This window comes from Streptomyces sp. NPDC031210, assembly GCF_055570395.1.
Genome location: NZ_JBVIHH010000007.1, coordinates 67,430 through 86,086, shown reverse-complemented (window position 1 = coordinate 86,086; position 18,657 = coordinate 67,430). Strand labels below are relative to the sequence as shown.

General features: G+C 73.6%; 14 protein-coding genes. 7 read left to right on the top strand and 7 right to left on the bottom strand.

The window, feature by feature from the left end; translation table 11 throughout:
* Position 1 precedes the first annotated feature (1 nt).
* The 6 genes from ACZ45Z_RS14985 to ACZ45Z_RS14960 all read right to left on the bottom strand — a co-directional run bounded on the left by ACZ45Z_RS14985 (position 2) and on the right by ACZ45Z_RS14960 (position 7,069).
* Positions 2 to 1,798 carry an IucA/IucC family protein gene (locus tag ACZ45Z_RS14985; protein ID WP_468361865.1) on the bottom strand — a complete coding sequence of 599 codons (1,797 nt, stop codon included), beginning with the start codon at positions 1,796 to 1,798 and terminating at the stop codon, positions 2 to 4.
* Positions 1,795 to 2,985, bottom strand: a complete 1,191-nt coding sequence (locus tag ACZ45Z_RS14980; RefSeq protein WP_468361862.1) for an ATP-grasp domain-containing protein — start codon at positions 2,983 to 2,985, stop codon at positions 1,795 to 1,797. Before ACZ45Z_RS14980 ends, ACZ45Z_RS14985 begins: the two co-directional genes overlap by 4 nt.
* A gap of 100 nt (positions 2,986 to 3,085) precedes the next feature.
* On the bottom strand, positions 3,086 to 4,105 hold the full coding sequence (locus ACZ45Z_RS14975) for an ABC transporter substrate-binding protein (RefSeq protein ID WP_468361859.1): 1,020 nt from the start codon (positions 4,103 to 4,105) through the stop codon (positions 3,086 to 3,088).
* A gap of 83 nt (positions 4,106 to 4,188) precedes the next feature.
* Positions 4,189 to 5,001 (bottom strand): ABC transporter ATP-binding protein, encoded by an 813-nt coding sequence (locus ACZ45Z_RS14970; protein ID WP_468361856.1) that lies wholly within the window; start codon positions 4,999 to 5,001, stop codon positions 4,189 to 4,191.
* Entirely contained in the window at positions 4,998 to 6,062 is a 1,065-nt protein-coding gene (locus tag ACZ45Z_RS14965; RefSeq protein WP_468361853.1) for a FecCD family ABC transporter permease, read from the bottom strand. Before ACZ45Z_RS14965 ends, ACZ45Z_RS14970 begins: the two co-directional genes overlap by 4 nt.
* Positions 6,059 to 7,069 carry a FecCD family ABC transporter permease gene (locus ACZ45Z_RS14960; RefSeq protein WP_468362355.1) on the bottom strand — a complete coding sequence of 337 codons (1,011 nt, stop codon included), beginning with the start codon at positions 7,067 to 7,069 and terminating at the stop codon, positions 6,059 to 6,061. The genes ACZ45Z_RS14965 and ACZ45Z_RS14960 overlap by 4 nt, the downstream gene beginning before the upstream one ends.
* Before the next feature lie 291 nt (positions 7,070 to 7,360).
* Between ACZ45Z_RS14960 and ACZ45Z_RS14955 the strand changes: the two genes are divergently transcribed.
* The 4 genes from ACZ45Z_RS14955 to ACZ45Z_RS14940 all read left to right on the top strand — a co-directional run bounded on the left by ACZ45Z_RS14955 (position 7,361) and on the right by ACZ45Z_RS14940 (position 12,735).
* A complete protein-coding gene (locus tag ACZ45Z_RS14955) occupies positions 7,361 to 8,506 on the top strand; it encodes an FAD-dependent oxidoreductase (protein ID WP_468361850.1) in 1,146 nt (381 codons plus the stop codon).
* Between the two features lie 206 nt (positions 8,507 to 8,712).
* Complete coding sequence (locus ACZ45Z_RS14950) at positions 8,713 to 9,126, top strand: SH3 domain-containing protein (RefSeq protein WP_468361847.1); 414 nt, start codon at positions 8,713 to 8,715, stop codon at positions 9,124 to 9,126.
* 165 nt (positions 9,127 to 9,291) lie between these two features.
* Positions 9,292 to 10,494 (top strand): acyl-CoA dehydrogenase family protein, encoded by a 1,203-nt coding sequence (locus ACZ45Z_RS14945; RefSeq protein WP_468361844.1) that lies wholly within the window; start codon positions 9,292 to 9,294, stop codon positions 10,492 to 10,494.
* Between the two features lie 285 nt (positions 10,495 to 10,779).
* Positions 10,780 to 12,735, top strand: a complete 1,956-nt coding sequence (locus tag ACZ45Z_RS14940) for a protein kinase domain-containing protein (protein ID WP_468361841.1) — start codon at positions 10,780 to 10,782, stop codon at positions 12,733 to 12,735.
* A gap of 18 nt (positions 12,736 to 12,753) precedes the next feature.
* Here the strand turns inward: ACZ45Z_RS14940 and ACZ45Z_RS14935 are convergent, their stop codons facing one another.
* On the bottom strand, positions 12,754 to 14,061 hold the full coding sequence (locus ACZ45Z_RS14935; protein WP_468361838.1) for a glycoside hydrolase family 27 protein: 1,308 nt from the start codon (positions 14,059 to 14,061) through the stop codon (positions 12,754 to 12,756).
* Between the two features lie 196 nt (positions 14,062 to 14,257).
* On the opposite strand from ACZ45Z_RS14935, the gene ACZ45Z_RS14930 reads away from it, so the two are divergent.
* The 3 genes from ACZ45Z_RS14930 (at position 14,258) to ACZ45Z_RS14920 (ending at position 18,609) form a co-directional block, all read left to right on the top strand.
* Positions 14,258 to 15,820, top strand: a complete 1,563-nt coding sequence (locus tag ACZ45Z_RS14930; RefSeq protein WP_468361835.1) for a phytoene desaturase family protein — start codon at positions 14,258 to 14,260, stop codon at positions 15,818 to 15,820.
* A 106-nt stretch (positions 15,821 to 15,926) separates the two neighbouring features.
* On the top strand, positions 15,927 to 17,030 hold the full coding sequence (locus tag ACZ45Z_RS14925) for an NAD(P)H-dependent flavin oxidoreductase (RefSeq protein WP_468361832.1): 1,104 nt from the start codon (positions 15,927 to 15,929) through the stop codon (positions 17,028 to 17,030).
* Between the two features lie 19 nt (positions 17,031 to 17,049).
* Positions 17,050 to 18,609, top strand: coding sequence for an acyl-CoA synthetase (locus ACZ45Z_RS14920; RefSeq protein ID WP_468361829.1), 1,560 nt, complete (start codon positions 17,050 to 17,052; stop codon positions 18,607 to 18,609).
* Positions 18,610 to 18,657: the final 48 nt, after the last annotated feature.

Below are 18,657 nucleotides of genomic sequence, written 5' to 3'. Positions count from 1 at the left end.
ATTACCTCGGCAGAAGGTAGTTGGGGCCGGTGGTGTAGTGCTTGTTGATGTCGGCCGCGCCCGAACGCTCCTTGGACAGCAGCGTGCCGGCGCTGACCATCGCCTTGACCGGCAGTCGCGAAGCGTCCAGGACATAGGCGCGCAGCACGGTCCCCGGGTCGCCCGGTCCGGTGCCCAGCCGGTCGAAGGACTCGGCGAGACGGTCGCGGACCAGGCCCAGGAGCCGGGCGAGCGGCGCGCGGCCGTGCCGGGCGAGCCCGAAGGCGTACGCGCCGGCGCACAGGTGGACGGTGATGGTGGTGAACAGGTCCAGGACCGGCCGGTCGCTGTCACCGAAGATCCGCGGGTCGGCGAAGGCCGCGGGGTCCGGAGCGTCGTCCCCCAGGCGGTCCCGCAGCCGGGCGGCGTTGATCCGCGGCCCGTCGTTGTCCTTGAACAGCAGTCGCAGCCGCGTGCCGTCCGCCGTCCGGTCCAGCACCAGCGAGATGTTCTGCTGGTGGGACTCCAGGGCGATGCCGTAGCCGAAGAGCGTGCTCTGCCAGTCGAAGAGCAGGGTCAGAGCGGCGTCCAGCAGGGCGAGCGGATCGCCGGCGTAGAAGCGGTCGGCGAGGTGGTCGATCACCAGCCGCCCACCGGGCGCCCGGCTCAGCAGGGCGGCCATCGGCACCACGGCGCTGCCGTCCAGACCGGCCGGGTAGCGGCGGCACAGCACGGCCAGCAGCTCGTGTCCGGCGTGCGCGTAAGCGGTCTCGTCGGCGAGCAGGACCGATGCGCCGAAGCGCGGCTCGCGGGCGATCACGGTCTGGAGCAGCCGCTGGCCCTCGGCGCCGTCGACGAGCGTCGGGGGCTTGATGGTGCGCCGGTTGCGCAGGCCCAGCGTCGCGGTGGCCAGCGGCAGCTTCAGGTGCAGGCGCGGGTCGGCGTCGAGCGCGACGGTACGCATCGACAGCGTCGGCACCGCGGCGAGCAGGGGCCGCTCGGACAGCACCGCCTCGCCCTCCAGGCCGCTCTCGCGCAGGGCGCGCCGCAGCGGGTCGCCGAGGGTCAACGGATGGACCGGCAGCGCGAGATGGCCACCGTCGAGGTGGGGCAGGCCCAGATCGGCCGGCGTCGGCCAGCAGGCGGGCAGCGCCGCCTCACCGCCGGCCACGGTGACCGCCGCGCGCGGCACGGCGAGCCAGCGCAGCGCGAAGTCCGGGTGGAACTCGGGTGCGTAGGAGCGCAGTTGCGCTTCGCTCAGGCCGGAGCGGCCGCGGGCCGTCGGGTAGACGGGGTGGTCGAGCCGGGCGGCGAGCGTGTCGAACCCCAGACCGCCGTCCAGGCCCGACCAGGTGCTCGGGTCCGGGCCGTGTCGGTCGGTCAGTACGGATTCGGCCTCGTCCCGCGTCCGGGCGTGCAGCCGCATCGTGGCGAGGGTCTGCCGGCACTCCTCGGCGAAGGCGTCGAAGCCCTCCTGGTCGGCGGGGTCGGCGAGCGCGCGCAGCGCCGCGAGGACCTCGTCGGCCGTGGTCAGACGGGCGCCGTCGGACTCCCGGACCAGCAGCGGCGACCGGGCCGTGTACTCGCTCTGGTAGCCGTCCTCGCCGAGCGGCAGCAGCAGCGCTCCGGCGGCCTCGTCGGCGGGCAGCCGCAGCCAGGGGCCGTCCGGCCGCTCCAGCAGCGTGCTCCGGGTGCGCAGCCCGACGACGTCCTCGCGCAGCAGTGCGCCCAGGACGCGCAGCAGCAGTTCCGACTCCTCGGCCGCCCCGGCGAGATCACCGGCGGCCCGCTCCCGTGTGGTGCCGAGCGCGACGGTCACGACGATATCTCCCAGCGCTCGTCGGCGAGGAAGCCGTCGCACACCCGGTCCACGGCGCTCCGGTCGGTGCCGATGGCCCGCAGGACGCCGAGGTAGTCGCGGTTGGTGCCGTAGTGCGGGTGCTCGGTGCCGACCTCGCGCAGCGGCCGGTAGGTCAGCCGTACGCCGTCCACCGTCCGGTCCGTGGCGGCGGGCGCCGCGGTGAGCGTCCCGGCCCGGTCCGCGCAGGGATAGTCCACCCGGGCCGCGCCGTCGCGCCGCGCGCCGAGGTCCGCGGGCAGCGGCTCGCCCAGATGGACCCGCAGGATGTGCTCGAACAGCGGGATGTCGAGGACCTGCGCCAGCATCAGGTCGCACTGGTCGCCGATGACGCGGTAGTTCACCTCGATGAGCCGTGCGCGGCCCTCGTTCACGACGAACTCGGTGTGGCAGGCGCCGAAGCCGACGCCCAGGGCGTCGAGTTGGGCCAGCACCTGCGCGACGATGGGCTCGGGGTGGGCGTCGAGGAGGTCGAGCCGCTCCTCGACGAAGGCCGGCGGCGGGGAGACGGTGGTGTGGAAGCCGCCCAGGACATGCCGTACGCGGCCGTCGCCGAGGGTCTCCAGGGTGTACAGCTCGCCGGCCAGGAACTCCTCGGCGAGCAGCGCCGCTCCCGGGCGCCGCGCCTGGATCTCCTTGGCGCGCGTCACCAGCTCCTCGGCGTCCGCGGCCAGGATCACGTCCTCGCTCGCCACGCCCTCACGGGGCTTGATGACGCACGGGTAGGGCAGGCCGGCGGCGGCGAGCGCGGACGGGTCCTGGCCGGCGGCGAGCTCCGCGGAGCGGACGGTGTCCAGACCCGTCGCGGCGAGGTGGCGGCGCGTCTCGGCCTTGTTCTTGGCGCGCAGCGCGGCCCGCCAGTCCTTGCCCGGCAGCCCGAAGTACTCGGCGGCCAGGGCCGCCTGGGTCTGGAGGTGGTCGCTGTTGGTGAAGACCGCGTCGGCCGGATGGTGGGTGGCTATCCGGGAGATGACGGCGCGGAAGTCGTGGACGTCGCACTCCAGGACTTCGGCCTGCGGGGCGGCGTGCCGGTGCGCCGCGGGCTGGTCGGTCAGGATCGTGACCGTCAGGCCCAGGCGGGCGGCGGCGGGCAGGAAGCCGTCGGTGACCGAGTCGGTGGGGTTGAGGGCGAGCAGGTACATCCGCATGAGCGGGGCCCCTTCAGGTTCGAGGGAGTGCGGGGGTGGTGCTGGGTGGTGCGGGTGGTGCGGGAGCGGGCCGTGGGGACGACGGCCCGCTCCCGGTGGATCAGCTCTTCGGGAGCTGAACGCCGGTGGCCTTGGCCACGTCGGCGAGCATGTGCTCGGCGGCCTGGAGGCCGATGCCGGACATCCACGTCTCGTCCGGCACGTCGAAGACCTTGTCCTTCTTGACGGCGGGCAGCGACTTCCAGACCGGGTTGGACGTGACGTCCTTCTGCTCGGTCTTGTCCGGGCTGTCGGCGAGGGTCACGAACACCAGGTCGGCGTCGGCCTTGTCGATCTCCTCCGCGCTGACGTCGAGCATCGTCATGGCCGGGTCGGTGGAGCTCTGCGACTTCGGGCGGGCCAGGCCGATGTCGTTCAGCACGACGCCGCTGTAGGAGGACTTCTGGTACAGGCGGGTCGGGCCGGCGACGAAGCGGACGACCGAGGCGGACGGCATCTTGCCGTCGTACTTCTTGCCGATGGCCGCGCCCAGGGCCTTGGCGCGCGTCTCGTATTCCTTCAGCTTCCGCGCGGCCTGCTTCTCCAGACCCAGCGCCTGGGCGTGGACCTTGAGGTTGGCCTTCCAGGGGCCGCCGGTGGTCTCGGTGAAGACGGTCGGGGCGATGGCCTTGAGCTTGTCGTAGATCTTCTCGTGCCGGACCTTGGAGGACAGGATCAGGTCGGGCTTGAGTGAGGCGATCTTCTCCAGGTTCGGCTCCAGGAGCGGGCCGACGTCCGTGACGCCCTGGACCTTGTCCTTGAGGTAGGCCGGGAAGCCGCCCTCGGTCTTCATGTGCGGGGAGACCGCGCCGACCGGCTTGATGCCGAGCATGGTGACGTCATCGAGCTCGCCGGTGTCCAGGACGACGACCCGCTGGGGCTTGGCCGGGATCTTCGCGCCGCCCATGGCGTCCTTGACGGTGCGGGGGAAGGCACCGGCGTCGGCGCCGCCCTTCTTCTTGTCGTCGCCGCCGTCGGACGTGCCGCCACCGCAGGCGGCGAGGGCCGCGGTGCCCAGGACGACGGCGAGCAGCGCGGCGAGGAGCCGGCTGATGCCGCGGAAGGTGAGTCTGCTGAACATGAGGGTTCGACTTCCTTAAAGTGAGCGGGGACTGACGCTCCTGTGGAGCGCGTAGCGGTGTGCTCCTGGGGGAGAGCGGCGGATCAGGCGGAGACGGCGCCTTGCCGTACCGCCCGGCCCTTGGGGATGACCAGCGGCGTGCCGGTCTCCGGGTCCGGGATCACCCGGCAGTCCACCTCGAACACGGACCTGACCAGCTCCGCGTCGAGGATGTCGGCCGGGGCCCCGGCCGCGGCCAGCCGCCCGTCCTTGAGGACCACCAGGTGGTCCGCGTAACGGGCGGCCTGCCCGAGGTCGTGCAGCACCATCACCACGGTGCGGCCCGCCTCGGCGTGCAGGGCGGCGACCAGATCGAGTACGTCGAGCTGGTGCCGCAGGTCCAGGAAGGTGGTGGGCTCGTCGAGCAGCAGCAGGTCGGTGTCCTGGGCCAGCGCGAGCGCGATCCAGGCGCGCTGCCGCTGGCCGCCGGAGAGCCGGTCCACCGGCTGGTCGCGCAGCGCGCTGGTGCCGGTGCGCGCCAGCGCCTCGTCCACCGCCCGCTGGTCGGCCGCCGACCAGGGGCTCAGCAGCCGCTGGTGGGGATAGCGGCCGAGCCGCACGAGCGCCTCGACGGTGATCGCCTCGGGGGTGACGGGCTGCTGGGGCAGCAGGCCCATCCGCAGCGCGAGCGCGCGGGCCGGCATCCGGTGGATGTCCGCGCCGTCCAGGGCGACGGTTCCGGCGGACGGAGCCAGCAGCCGCGTCAGACCGCGCAGCAGGGTGGACTTGCCGCAGGCGTTGGGCCCGACGACGGCGGTGACGGCACCGCCGGGCAGCACCAGGTCGAGTCCGCCGACGATGAGTTTGTCGCCGTAGCGAAGGTCGAGTCCCTGGGTGGAGAGCTGGTTGGCGGTCATCGGACACTCCTGTTGACGGAACTGCTCTGACGGATCATCAGCACCAGCAGCCAGGGCGCGCCCAGGGTGGCGGTGACCACCCCGACCGGCAGCCCGCCGACCGGCAGCAGATACTGCGCCACCAGGTCGGAGGTGAGCAGCAGCACGGCACCGGCGAGGCCGCAGAGCGCCAGCGTTCCGGCGGTCGGCGGGCCGGCGAGGAAGCGCACCATGTGCGGGACGGCGAGCGCGACGAAGGCGACCGGGCCGGTCAGCGCGGCGGCGAGGGACGCCAGGACGACGGCGGTCACCAGCACCTGGAGGCGGGCGGAGTGGGTGTGCAGCCCCAGCGCGCCGGCCGAGTCGTCGCCCAGGTCCAGCACGGCCAGCCGGCGGTGCAGGAGGAACGCGACGGCGAGCGCCACGGCCACCGCCCCGGCGGCGGCCCCCACCTCGGTCCAGGTCCGCCCGTAGACCGAACCGGTCGTCCACTGAAGGGCCGAGCCGGCCAGCTCGGTGGGGAAGCGCACCACCATGAAGTTCACGGCGGCGGCCAGCCCCGCCTGCACGGCGAGCCCCACCAGCACCAACCGGGTGACGTTGACGCCCGAGCGCCAGGCGAACGCGCCGAGCAGGACCGCGGCGAGCAGCCCGCCGCCGAGCGCGGCCAGCGGAATCAGGGCCTGCGCGGCGCCGGCGGCCAGCATCACCACCGCGCCGAACGACGCGCCGCCGGTCACGCCCATGACGTCGGGCGAGGCGAGCGGATTGCGGAACAGCCGCTGGAGCAGCGCACCGGCCACGGCCAGACCCGCACCCGCGATGACCGCGGCGGCCATGCGCGGGGCGCGGAACTCCTGGACGACGAGCACCGTGCCCGGATCGCCCAGCCCCAGCAGGCCCTTGAGCGCGTCGGCCGGGGCGAGCGGGATCTCGCCGTTGGCCACGGACACCGTGACGAGGACCAGCAGCACCGCGGTGGCGCCCAGTGTGAGCAGGGGAGTTCGCCGCCCCGCGGCGCGGTGCCCGGCCCGCCCGGTGACGGGACCGGCCGGTGTGCCGGACGTGAGGATGTCGCTCATCGGGCCACCTTCCGGGCCAGCAGCGCCAGCAGCGGCGCGCCGAGGAACGCGCTGATGATGCCGACCTGGAGCTCGGACGGCCGGATGACGAGCCGTCCGAGGATGTCGGCGGTGAGCAGCAGCAGCGGTCCGGCGATCAGGCAGCCGGGCACCACGATCCGGTGGTCGGAGGTGCGCAGCAACTGCCGTACGAGGTGGGGTGCGGCCAGGCCGATGAAGGCCAGCGGACCGGCCACGGCCACCGCGGAGCCGGCGAGCAGGATCACGGCGAGCCCGCCGGCCGCCCGGATGCGGGACACCGGCACGCCCAGCGCCTGCGCGGAATCGTCGCCGAGCGCCAGCGTGTTGAGCGCGGGGGTGAGGACCAGGGCGATGCCCAGACCGATCACCAGCGTGGGCAGCACCGGGTAGAGCACCGACAGGGGACGCTCGGACAGCGAGCCGGCCAGCCAGAACCGGGCCTCGTCCAGCGACCGCTTGCTGGCCAGCATCACCGTCGACGTCCAGGACAGCAGGACGAGTTGGAGGACCGTGCCGCCCAGTGCCAGGCGCACCGGGTCGAGGTCGCCGGCCCGCCGGGCCATCGCCTGGGCGAACAGCGCCGCGCCCGCGGCACCGGCGAACGCGAACCAGAGGTATTCGGCCGGGCGGGTCAGATGGAGGGCGTAGATCGCGGTGACCACCGCGAAGCCGGCGCCGGCGTTGATGCCGAGCGTCGTGGGTGAGGCGAGCGGGTTGCGGGTGATGCCCTGGACGACGGCTCCGGCGACGCCGAGCGCGGCGCCGACCGCGAGGGCGACGGCGGTGCGCGGCAGCCGAAGCCCCGTCACCACCAGTGCGTCGCGCCCGTGGGCGGTTCCTGACAGGGCGTCGAGTACGGTCGACAGCGGTACGGATCGCGCGCCCAGAGCGAGGCTGAGGGCCGCACAGACCGCCAGCGCACCGAGCCCGACGGCGAACAGCGGTACCCGCCGCAGGCCCGTCGCGGCAGGCCGCGCGCCGGGCACGGGGGGTGCGGTGGCAGATGGTTTGGTCGTGGACACGCCTCGTTACATTAGGTTAGGCATACCTAAACCTGCAAGTGAGTCGGCGCTGAAGCGCTCAACTATCCGGTTTGTCCGCCGCGATGGGACGTCTCCCTCGACGCCGTGGGCGAATCACCCGGAAAGGAGGTGATTGCACCTTCTGGGCGGCTGTGCTCTTCTGGGGGAAGGCCGAGGTCACCCGCCGTACGCCGGCCGCGTCGCCCGCCTCCCGCCCGCGCCGGTGCCCGCCCTTCCCGCCCGCCGAGGAGCGCCATGCCCCCCACTCCGCCGCGCATCGCGGTCATCGGCGCCGGCCCCGGTGGACTGGTCTGCGCCCGGGTCCTCCAGCGGCACGGCACGGACGTCACCGTCTTCGAACGGGACGCCGCCGACGCCGCCCGCCGGCGGGGCGGCACCCTGGACCTGCGGCCCCGCTCCGGCCAGGCGGCCCTGCACGCGGCGGGCCTGTACGACGAGTTCACCGCTCTCGCCCGCCCGGAGGGCCAGGAGGAGCGGGTGCTGGACCACACCGCGGCCCTCCTGCGCCACCGCACCCCCGCCGCCGGCGAAGAGGCCGCACCCGGGATCGACCGCGGACAACTGCGCCGCCTGCTGCTCGACTCCCTCGCGCCCGGCACCGTGCGCTGGGGCAGCTATCTGCGCACCCTTCACCCGGGCGGCCACGGCGCCCACACAGCGGAGTTCGACGACGGCCGCACCGAGACCTTCGACCTGGTCATCGGCGCCGACGGCGCCTGGTCCCGGGTCCGCCCGATGCTCTCGGACGCGGTGCCCCACTACGCGGGCGCCACCTTCGTCGAGACCGGCTTCACGGACGCCGACACCCGGCACCCGGAGATCTCCCGCCTGGTCGGCGGCGGCAGGATGCGGGCGCTGTCCGGCGGCCGGGGCCTGTTCGCCCAGCGCGACAGCACCGGCCACATCCGCCTCTTCATCGCCTTCCGCGGCTCCCAGGACTGGGCATGGGAGCAGGGCGTGGACCTCCAGGACGCCGAGGCCGTCCGCGCCGCGCTGCTCGGCAGGTTCGCCGACTGGGACGACGAACTCCTGGCCCTGCTGCGGGAATGCGACGAGGGATTCGCCAACCGGCCGCTGTTCGCCCTGCCGGTGCCGCACACCTGGCCGCACACCCCCGGCCTCACGCTCCTGGGGGACGCGGCCCACCTGATGACGCCCTTCGCCGGCGAGGGCGCGAACCTCGCCATGCTCGACGGCTGCGAACTCGCCCGGTCCCTGACCCGCCACACCGACCGGGACGAAGCGCTGCGCGCCTACGAGGCGGCCATGCTGCCCCGCTCCGCCGAAGCGGCCCGAGCCGCCGCCCGCGCTCTGGACGAAGCGCTGCCCCCCGACGCCCCGCGGACCGGGCCCGCGCACCGCCCGCGCCGCCCTCACTGACGCCGCCCCGGCGCTCCGGCCCGGGTCGGGGGTCCGCCGCGAGCGGCGATCGCCCGCCGTCCGGGCGCACTTGCGCCGTCACACGATCGGTTCGTCACACGATCGGCTCCCTCGCCGTCGTTTCATCACTCCGCCGAGGCGAGGTGGGCGTAATGTCCACTCCGCGCCAATGGGTGGCATTTGCGCGTCAAGAACAGGAGACCCCTATGTCCACGACCGACATCCTCGTGGCCCGAGGCAGACGGCTCGCACCCGGTGCGGGCGCTCTGACCACCGCCGTCGCTCTCGGTGCGACACTGCTCGCCGCGGCGCCGGCCCAGGCCGCTCCGCCCACCAAGCCGTACGGCGTCGTCACGGCGACCATCGGCTTGAACGAGCGTCAGTTCCCCAGCACCGACTCCTCCGTGCGCGGCTTCCTCCGTCACGGCACCCAGGTCGGGCTGGTGTGCAAGGCCCGCGTCCAGAGCATCGGGGGCAACGCCGTCTGGTACCTGGTCCGCGACCGCCGTACGTGGGTGTCGGCGAAGTACGTGGTCAGCACCGGCGCCGTCAAATACTGCAAGGACGCCATGCCGGTCGCCGTCCTGCCCGGCGCCCCGTCGAAGCACGCCAAGGGCTGAGCCGCCGCCAGGCGCTTTCCCGGGAGATCCGGCCCTCCGGGTGCCGTCCGCACCCTTCCGTATTACTGGAACACGTTCTACTGTGCCCTTCGATCCGGCATCCGACGGCCCGTCAGAAATGGCGCCCTCGGGCCGGACGAAGGGACCGGATGAACTGGAGGGGCCGTGCACCTCGAATACACCCCCGAACAGCAGCGCCTGCGCGCCGAACTGCGGACGTACTTCGCCGGGCTGGTGCCGGACGACGCCTACGCCCGCAGCCGCGGTGCCGAAGGCACCGGCGCCGCCGCGAAGCGGTTCTACCGCGAGACCGTGCGCCGGCTCGGCGCCGACGGCTGGCTGGGCGTCGGCTGGCCCAAGGAGTTCGGCGGGCGCGGCCTGAGCCCGATGGAACAGTTCATCTTCTTCGACGAGGCCGCGCAGGCGGGCGTGCCGCTCCCCCTCATGGCGCTGAACACCGTCGGTCCCACGATCATGCGCTACGGCACGGACGAGCAGAAGTCCTACTTCCTGCCCCGCATCCTCTCCGGCGAGATCGACTTCGCCATCGGCTACAGCGAACCGGACGCCGGCACGGACCTGGCCGCCCTCAAGACCCGCGCCGTCCGCGAGGGCGACGAGGAGAGCGGCCACTACGTCGTCAACGGCCAGAAGATCTGGACGACCAACGGCGACACCGCCGACTGGGTATGGCTGGCGGTACGCACCGATCCCGGCGCCCCGCCCCACAAGGGCATCACCATGCTGCTGGTGCCGACCTCCGACCCCGGCTACTCCTGCACCCTGATCAACACCCTCGCCTCGCACGACACCACCGCCAGCTACTACGAGAACATCACCGTGCCCGCCTCCCGCCGCGTCGGCGAGGAGAACAAGGGCTGGCGCATCATCACCAACCAGCTCAACCACGAGCGGGTCACCCTCGCCGCACACGGCACCATGGCCATCCGCGCGCTGCACAACGTCCAGCGCTGGGCCGCCGACACCAAGCTCGCCGACGGCCGCCGGGTCATCGACCTGGGCTGGGTACGCGGCCGGCTGGCCCGTACCCACACCCGGCTCGACGCCATGAAACTGCTCAACTGGCAGATGGTCGCCGCCCTCCAGCACGGCACGCTCACCCCCCAGGACGCCTCCGCGGTCAAGGTCTACGGCTCCGAGGCCCGCCGGGACGCGTACGCCTGGCTGATGGAGATCGTCGGCAACGCCGCCCCGCTCAAGGACGGCTCGGCCGGCGCGGTCCTGCACGGCGAACTCGAACGCGGCTACCGCTCGGCCGTCATCTTCACCTTCGGCGGCGGCAACAACGAGATCCAGCGCGAGATCATCTCCTGGATCGGCCTGGGGATGCCCCGCGTGCGCCGGTGAAAGGGGCGCGAGGGGGGCGCGACGGGTCCCTCTTCGGGCCCGGGTGCCCGAGGCGCCACCGCGTTCCGAGGAGCTTTCCCGAAGGGTCTTCCAGCTAGCCGGGCCAAAGCTCCTGACCCGGTCGCAGGGACTGGAAGTGGTGATACCCGCTTGGCGCACCGTGGAGTGACTCCGACCGACACCCGCCCCGGCACCCTGCGAGCCGGGACGTTCCGCCGCCATACTGGGCAGGACTGGCAGGGGGAGCCGCGCGACGGGACGCGGGGACGGGGGCGGCGCTGCGCGATGGCGGAAGAGAGACTGATCCAAGGCCGGTACCAGTTGCTCGACACGATCGGGCGCGGCGCCATGGGGGAGGTGTGGCGCGCCCGCGACGAATCGCTGGGCCGCCAGGTCGCCGTCAAGTGCCTCAAACCGCTGGGGCCCGGCCACCAGCCCGCCTTCCTGCGGGTGTTGCGCGAACGGTTCCGCCGCGAGGCCCGGGTTGCGGCCGCGCTCCAGCACCGCGGCATCACCGTCGTCCACGACTTCGGCGAGGACGACGGCACCCTCTTCCTCGTCATGGAACTGCTCACCGGTCGCAATCTCAGCCAACTGCTGGACGACAACCGGCGCGCCCCGCTGCCCGTCGCGGACGTCATCGAGATCGCCGAACAGCTCACCGCCGCCCTCGCCTACACCCACGAACAAGCCATTGTGCACCGCGATCTGAAGCCGGCGAACATCGTGCGGATCACCGACGGCACGGTCAAGATCTGCGACTTCGGCATCGCCCGCCTCGGCCACGACATCGGCTTCACCGCCCGCCTGACCGGCACCGGCATCGCCATGGGCACCCCGCACTACATGTCACCCGAGCAGATCGCCGGCGGCACCGTCGACCACCGCAGCGACCTGTACTCCCTCGGCTGCGTCCTGTACGAGATCGCCACCGGCGCCCCGCCGTTCGACCTCGGTGACGCCTGGGCGGTGCTCGTCGGGCACCGCGACACCGCCCCCGAACCGCCGCGCACGCTGCGGCCCGACCTGCCCGCCGCCTACGAGCGGATCGTGCTCGACCTGCTGGCCAAGGACCCGGACGACCGGCCCGCGGACGCCGACGAGCTGGGCAAACGCCTCGCCGACGCCCGGCATCCGCACAGCGGCCCGCGTCCGGGACCGTCGCTCGGGCACCCGCCGGCGCCCGACGGGTCCCTGCCCTCGTGGGCCCACGGAATGACCACCGGCCCACCGGCGGGCGGGACCCGGCCCGGCCCGCCCGGCCGGGTCGGCGCCTTCGGCGAGGCGTGGACCGGTGGCTCCGGCCCGTGGCGCGTCGAGGCGTCCCCGTCCGGCCGCCCGCCCGGCCCGTTGCCGTCCGTCGGTGAACTCGCCGCCCTCACCGACCGGCTCGCGACGGTGGACCCGCTCGACGGGCTCGGCCGTCATGTCGAGGCCCACCAGGTGTGCGCCGAGGTGCTGGCCGGACGGGAACGAACGCTGGGCACCGACCACCCCGACACCCTCGGCTGCCGCCACCGCCTGGCGTTCCTCCTGGCGCGGCTCGGCCGTCTGGAGGACTGCTACGCCCTCGCCGTGGACGTCGCCCGGGCGCGGACCCGGGTACTCGGCGCCCGGCATCCCGACACCCTCCGCACCCGCTTCGAAACGGCCCTGGTGATGGGCCGGCTGGGCGCCTGGGCCGAGGCGCTGGAGACCTTCCGGGAGGTGGCGGCGGCGCGCGCCGAGACGCTCGGCCCCGGGCACCCCGACACCCTCGCGGCCCGTTACGAGACGGCCATCGGCCTCGGCAAGCTGGGTCGCGGCGCCGAGGCCCTGGCGCTCTACCGCGACCTGGTCGCGGCCCGTACCGACGCGCAGGGGAACCACCACCCCGAGACGCTGCGCGCCCGGCACGGCCTGGGCGTCAGCCTCGGCCGGCTGGGCCGCTGGGAGGAGGCGCTGGCCGAGGCCCGCGAGGTGGCGGCGGCGCGCGAGCGGGCGCTCGGCGCCGACCACCCCGACACCCTGGTCAGCCGTCGGGAGGCCGCCGTGGCGCTCGGCTGGCTCGGCCGGTGGGAGGAGGCGCTGAGCGTCAACCGCGAGGTCGCCGACGCCCGCGAACGGGTCCTGGGCGCCGCCCACCCCGACGCGCTGGCCAGCCGCACCGAGGAGGCGCAGGTCCTGACGCGCCTCGGCCGGCCCGCCGAGGCGGTCACCCTCCACCGCCGGGTCGCGGCGCTGCGCGCCCAGCGCGGGTGAGCGCCGGGCCCGGGTCCGTCAGCGGGCGGTGACCCGGTAGAGAACCGTGCCGTGCGCCGGCACGTCCTCGGCGACGACGTCCCCGTGGCTGTTCGAGGTGCGTCCGCTGACCAGGTCCCGCAGCCGGTAGGAGGCGGCGTCCGGCAGCCCGGCCTCGGCGGCGGTGGTGGACAGCGTGCGCGGCGTGTCGCCGGAGTTGAACAGGGCGATGGCCCGGTCGCCGTTGTGCAGCGGCTTGGACAGCACCACCGCGTCGCCCTCCTGCCGTACGATCCGCCCCTGGACGCCGAGCGGATCCTGGTCGACGGCGATGACGGCTTCGTTGCCGAGCACTTCCAGCGCCGCCGGGGGCAGCGCGGCCAGATTCGTACTGGAGATCAGCGGCGCGGCCATCATCGCCCACAGCGACATCTGGCTCTGCGTCTCGGCACGGGTCAGCCCCGGGTCGCCGGCGAGCAGGAAGTCGGGGTCGTTCCAGCGGCCGGGCCGCTGGAGGTGGGCCAGCTTCGCGTTGTAGCGGAAGTTGTAGAGGATCGAGTTCCATTTGGCGGACGCCGTGTGCTTGCGCAGCGCCACGTCCCGCCCGCCCCGCCACAGGTTGCCGACCTCGGCGGACCAGCCGATGACCCGGTGCCAGACGCTGTCCCCGTCGTACTGGAAGTAGGCGGGCGCGGACACCGAGAAGGTCATGGGGCGGCCGGTGGCCCGCAGCGCGCGGCTCAACTGCTCGTACACGTCGCGGTAGGTCTGCTCCTTGGTCCTACCCGGGGTCGTGGGCACATTGCAGCCGTCGGCCTTGACGTAGTCGACCTTCCAGCGCGCGAAGAGGTCGGCGTCCTTCTGGAAGTGGCCCAGACTGCCGGGGTACTTCTCGCAGGTGAGCGTGCCGACGTCCGCGTAGATGCCGAATTTCAGACCCATCTCGTGCAGTTGCCGTCCGAGCTGGGCCATCCCGTGCGGGAACTTCCGCCGGTCCGCGCGCAGCTCGCCGCCGGCGGTGCGCTGCCGGTCCATCCAGCAGTCGTCGACGGTCACGGTGTTGTAGCCCTTGCGCGCCAGCCCCGAGGAGACCAGCGCCCGGGCGTTGTCCAGGACGACCTTCTCGTCGATGTCGCACATGTAGTACGACCAGTTGTTCCAGCCCATCGGCGGCGTGGGGGCCAGATTCGGGTACGGCGCCGTGGTGCGCGGGGCGCCGGGCCCCCGGCCGGGGCCGGGGGCGGCCGAGGCCGGGCCGGTGGCCGCGAGCAGCCCCGCCGAGCAGGCGGCGACCGCGGTCAGCGCGGCGAGTGTGCGGCCGGGTCTGAATGCCGATGGGTGGGACACGGGACACCTCACGGGTGGGCGGGACGGCGTGCGGGGCGGGGCGCTCGGGGGCGCGCGGGGGGCGCCCCCGGGGGAGCGGGAGCACGGCCGGACGCTAGGAGGCGCCCGTGGCCCGGTCAAGAAGCCCCACCGACCGGGCCGGAGGTTTCCCTCTCCTGCGCCTGGCCACCGCCCTCGGCGCGTGCTACGAAGGGGCATGCCGGAACGGACTTCGTACGACGTGGTCATCGTCGGCGGCGGGCACAACGGTCTGGTCGCCGCCGCCTACCTCGCACGCGCCGGGCGCAGTGTGCTCGTGGTGGAACGGCTGGACCACACCGGTGGCGCCGCCGTGTCGGCCCGGGCGTTCCCCGGCGTCGACGCCCGGCTCTCCCGCTACTCCTACCTCGTCAGCCTGCTGCCGGCCAAGATCGTGCGGGACCTCGGCCTGCGCTTCGCGGTCCGCAAACGCGCCATCTCCTCCTACACCCCCGCCGTGCGCGACGGCCGGCCCACCGGCCTCCTGGTGGGCGGCGGGGAGCGGCGCACCCGTGAGGCGTTCGCCGAACTCACCGGGTCGGAGCGGGAGTTCGGCGCCTGGCAGGACTTCTACGGCGGCCTGCGAAGGCTCGCCGAGCGGGTCTTTCCCACCCTCACCGAGCCGCTGCCCAGCCGCGCCGCGCTGCGCGCCAGGATCGATGACGACGCCCTGTGGCAGGCGCTGTTCGAGCGTCCCCTGGGCGAGGCGGTGGAGGCCGCCTTGCGCGACGACCTGGTGCGCGGAGTGGTGCTCACCGACGCGCTGATCGGCACCTTCACCACCGCGCACGACCCCTCGCTGCGGCAGAACCGCTGCTTCCTCTACCACGTCATCGGCGGCGGCACCGGCGACTGGGACGTACCGCTCGGCGGCATGGGCGCGCTCACCGACGCGCTGGCCGGCGCCGCCCGGCGGGCCGGGGTGGAGATCGTCACCGGCTGCGCGGTGAGCGCGGTCGCCACGGACGGCCGGACGGCGGAGGTGACCTGCGAACGGGGCACGGTCGGGGCCCGCCGGGTGCTGGTCAACGCCGCGCCCCGGGAGCTGGCCCGCCTGCTCGGCGCGCCGGCGCCGCCACCCGCGGAGGGCGCCCAGCTCAAGGTCAACATGCTGCTCACCCGGCTGCCGCGGCTCAGGGACACCCGGACCGATCCCCGCGAGGCGTTCTCCGGAACCTTCCATGTCGCCGAGGGCTACGCGCAGTTGGAGACCGCCTACCGGCAGGCCGCGGCCGGCGCGCCGCCCGCCGCGCCGCCCTCGGAGCTGTACTGCCACTCCCTGACCGACCCCTCCATCCTCAGCCCCGAACTGGTCCGCCAGGGCTACCAGACGCTCACCCTCTTCGGCCTGCACGCCCCCGCCCGGCTGTTCACCGCCGACCACGACGCCACCCGCGAGCGGCTGCTCGCCGCCACCCTCGCCGAGCTGGACGCCCATCTCGCCGAGCCGCTCGCCGACTGCCTGGCCCGGGACGCCGACGGCCGGCCGTGCCTGGAAGCCCGCAGCCCGCTGGATCTGGAACGCGAGCTGGGGCTGCCCGGCGGCAACATCTTCCACCGCGAGCTGGCGTTTCCCTTCGCGGAAGACACCGCGGAGACGGGCGCGACCGCCGCGGCCCGCTGGGGCGTGGCGACCGGGCACGCCAATGTGCTGCTCTGCGGGGCCGGAGCGGTACGCGGCGGGGGAGTGAGCGGCATTCCCGGACACAACGCGGCGATGGCGGTGCTGGAGGAGGGCTGAGGAGACCGGCCCGGACCGCTCGCCGGGCGGTCCGGCACCCGCAATTATCTGACGCCGCATCAGAAAATCTCTTCCCTCGTACGGCCCGCTGCGGCATCCTGCGCCCATGCAGACGGAGTTGAGCAACGCACTGGGAGTCGAGCACGCCGTCTTCGGGTTCACCCCCTTCCCCGCGGTCGCCGCGGCCATCACCCGCGCCGGCGGATTCGGGGTGCTCGGCGCGGTCCGCTACACCGCGCCCGGCGACCTCGCCCGCGACCTGGACTGGATGCAGGACCACACCGAAGGGCTGCCCTACGGACTCGACGTGGTGATGCCCGCCAAGAAGGTCGAGGGCGTCACCGAGGCCGAGGTCGAGGCGATGATCCCCGAGGGCCACCGCCGGTTCGTCGCGGACCTCCTCGACCGGCACCAGGTCCCGCACCTCGCCGACGGCGAGGCGTCCGGCTGGCGCATCACCGGCTGGATGGAACAGGTCGCCCGCGACCAGCTCGACGTGGCCTTCGGCTACCCCGTCAAACTGCTCGCCAACGCCCTCGGCTCGCCGCCCCCCGACGTCATCCGGCGCGCCCACGACCACGGCATCCTCGTCGCCGCACTGGCCGGCAGCCCCCGCCACGCGCTCCACCACAAGGACGCCGGCATCGACATCGTCGTCGCCCAGGGCTACGAGGCGGGCGGGCACACCGGCGAGATCGCGACGATGGTCCTCACCCCGGAAGTCGTCGCGGCCGTCGACCCGCTGCCGGTACTCGCCGCGGGCGGCATCGGCACCGGCGAACAGATCGCCGCCGGACTCGCCCTCGGCGCCCAGGGCGTCTGGCTCGGGTCGGTCTGGCTGACCACCCGGGAGGCGGACCTGCACTCGCCGCGGCTGACCGCCAAACTGCTCGCCGCCGGGCCCGGCGACACCGTCCGCTCCCGCGCCCTGACCGGCAAACCCGCCCGCCAGCTACGCACCGAATGGACCGACGCCTGGGACGACCCGAGCGGCCCCGGCGCCCTGCCCATGCCGTTGCAGGGACTGCTGGTCGCCGAGGCCAACTCCCGTATCCAAAAACACGAGGTCGAGCCGCTGCTGGGCACCCCGGTCGGTCAGATCGTCGGCCGGATGAACAGCGAACGCAGCGTCCAGGCCGTCTTCGGCGACCTCACCCGCGGCTTCGAGCGGGCCATCGACCGCGTCAACCGCATCGCCGGACGCGCCTGATCCCGAGGAGGCAAGCGCAATGACCCACGACCCCGCACCGCCCAACGGCTTCTGGGCGCAAGCCACCGCCGACCCCGACCGTACGGTCCTGATCGCGCCGGACGGCGCGGAGTGGACCGCGGGCCGGCTGCACGCGGCGAGCAATCGGCTGGTCCACGGGCTGCGCGCGGCGGGCCTGGAGCGCGGCGACGCCTTCGCCGTCGTCCTCCCCAACGGCGCCGAGTTCCTCACCGCCTACCTCGCCGCCGCCCAGGCCGGCCTCTACCTCGTCCCCGTCAACCACCACCTCACCGGCCCGGAGATCGCCTGGATCACCGCCGACTCCGGCGCGAAGGTCCTGATCGCCCACGAGCGGTTCGCCGACGCCGCCCGGCACGCCGCCGACGAGGCGCGACTGCCCGCCGGCCACCGCTACGCCGTCGGCGCCGTGCCCGGCTTCCGCCCGTACGCCGAACTCCTCGACGGCCACAGCCCCTCCGCGCCCGAGGACCGCACCCTGGGCTGGGTCATGAACTACACCTCCGGCACCACCGGCCGCCCGCGCGGCATCCGCCGCCCGCTGCCCGGCAAGCCCCCGGAGGAGACCCACCTCGGCGGCTTCCTCGGCATCTTCGGCATCCGGCCGTTCGACGGCAACATCCACCTGGTCTGCTCGCCGCTCTACCACACCGCCGTCCTGCAGTTCGCCGGCGCCTCCCTGCACATCGGGCACCCTCTCGTCGTGATGGACAAGTGGACGCCGCAGCACATGCTGGAGCTGATCGACCGGCACCGCTGCACCCACACCCACATGGTGCCGACCCAGTTCCACCGGCTCCTCGCCCTCCCGGAGGAGACGCGGGCGGCGTACGACGTGTCCTCCATGCGGCACGCCCTGCACGGCGCCGCGCCCTGCCCCGACCACGTCAAGCGCGCGATGATCGACTGGTGGGGGAGGTGTGTCGAGGAGTACTACGCGGCGAGCGAGGGCGGCGGCGCGTTCGCCACCGCCGAGGACTGGCTCAAGAAGCCCGGGACCGTCGGACGGGCCTGGCCGATCAGCGAGCTGGCCGTCTTCGACGACGACGGCAACCGGCTGCCGCCGGGCGAACTCGGCACCGTCTACATGAAGATGACCACCGGCGGCTTCCGCTACCACAAGGACGAGGGAAAGACCCGCAAGAACCGGATCGGTGACTTCTTCACCGTCGGCGACCTCGGCTTTCTCGACGAGGACGGCTATCTCTTCCTCCGCGACCGCAAGATCGACATGATCATCTCCGGCGGCGTCAACATCTATCCCGCCGAGATCGAATCCGCGCTGCTCAGCCACCCCGCCGTCGCCGACGCGGCCGCCTTCGGCATCCCGCACGACGACTGGGGCGAGGAGGTCAAGGCGGTCGTGCAACCCGCCGACGGCCACCGTGCCGGCCCCGAACTCGCCGCCGCCGTCCTCGCGCACTGCGCCGACCGCCTCGCCGGCTACAAACGCCCAAGGACCGTCGACTTCCTGCCGTCCCTGCCCCGCGACCCCAACGGCAAGCTCTACAAGCGGCGGCTGCGCGACCCGTACTGGGAGGGCCGCGAGCGCGCCGTCTAGAGGAGTGAGTCCGAAGTCCCTCCCCCAGCCTTCGGCCGGGAGGTGCCC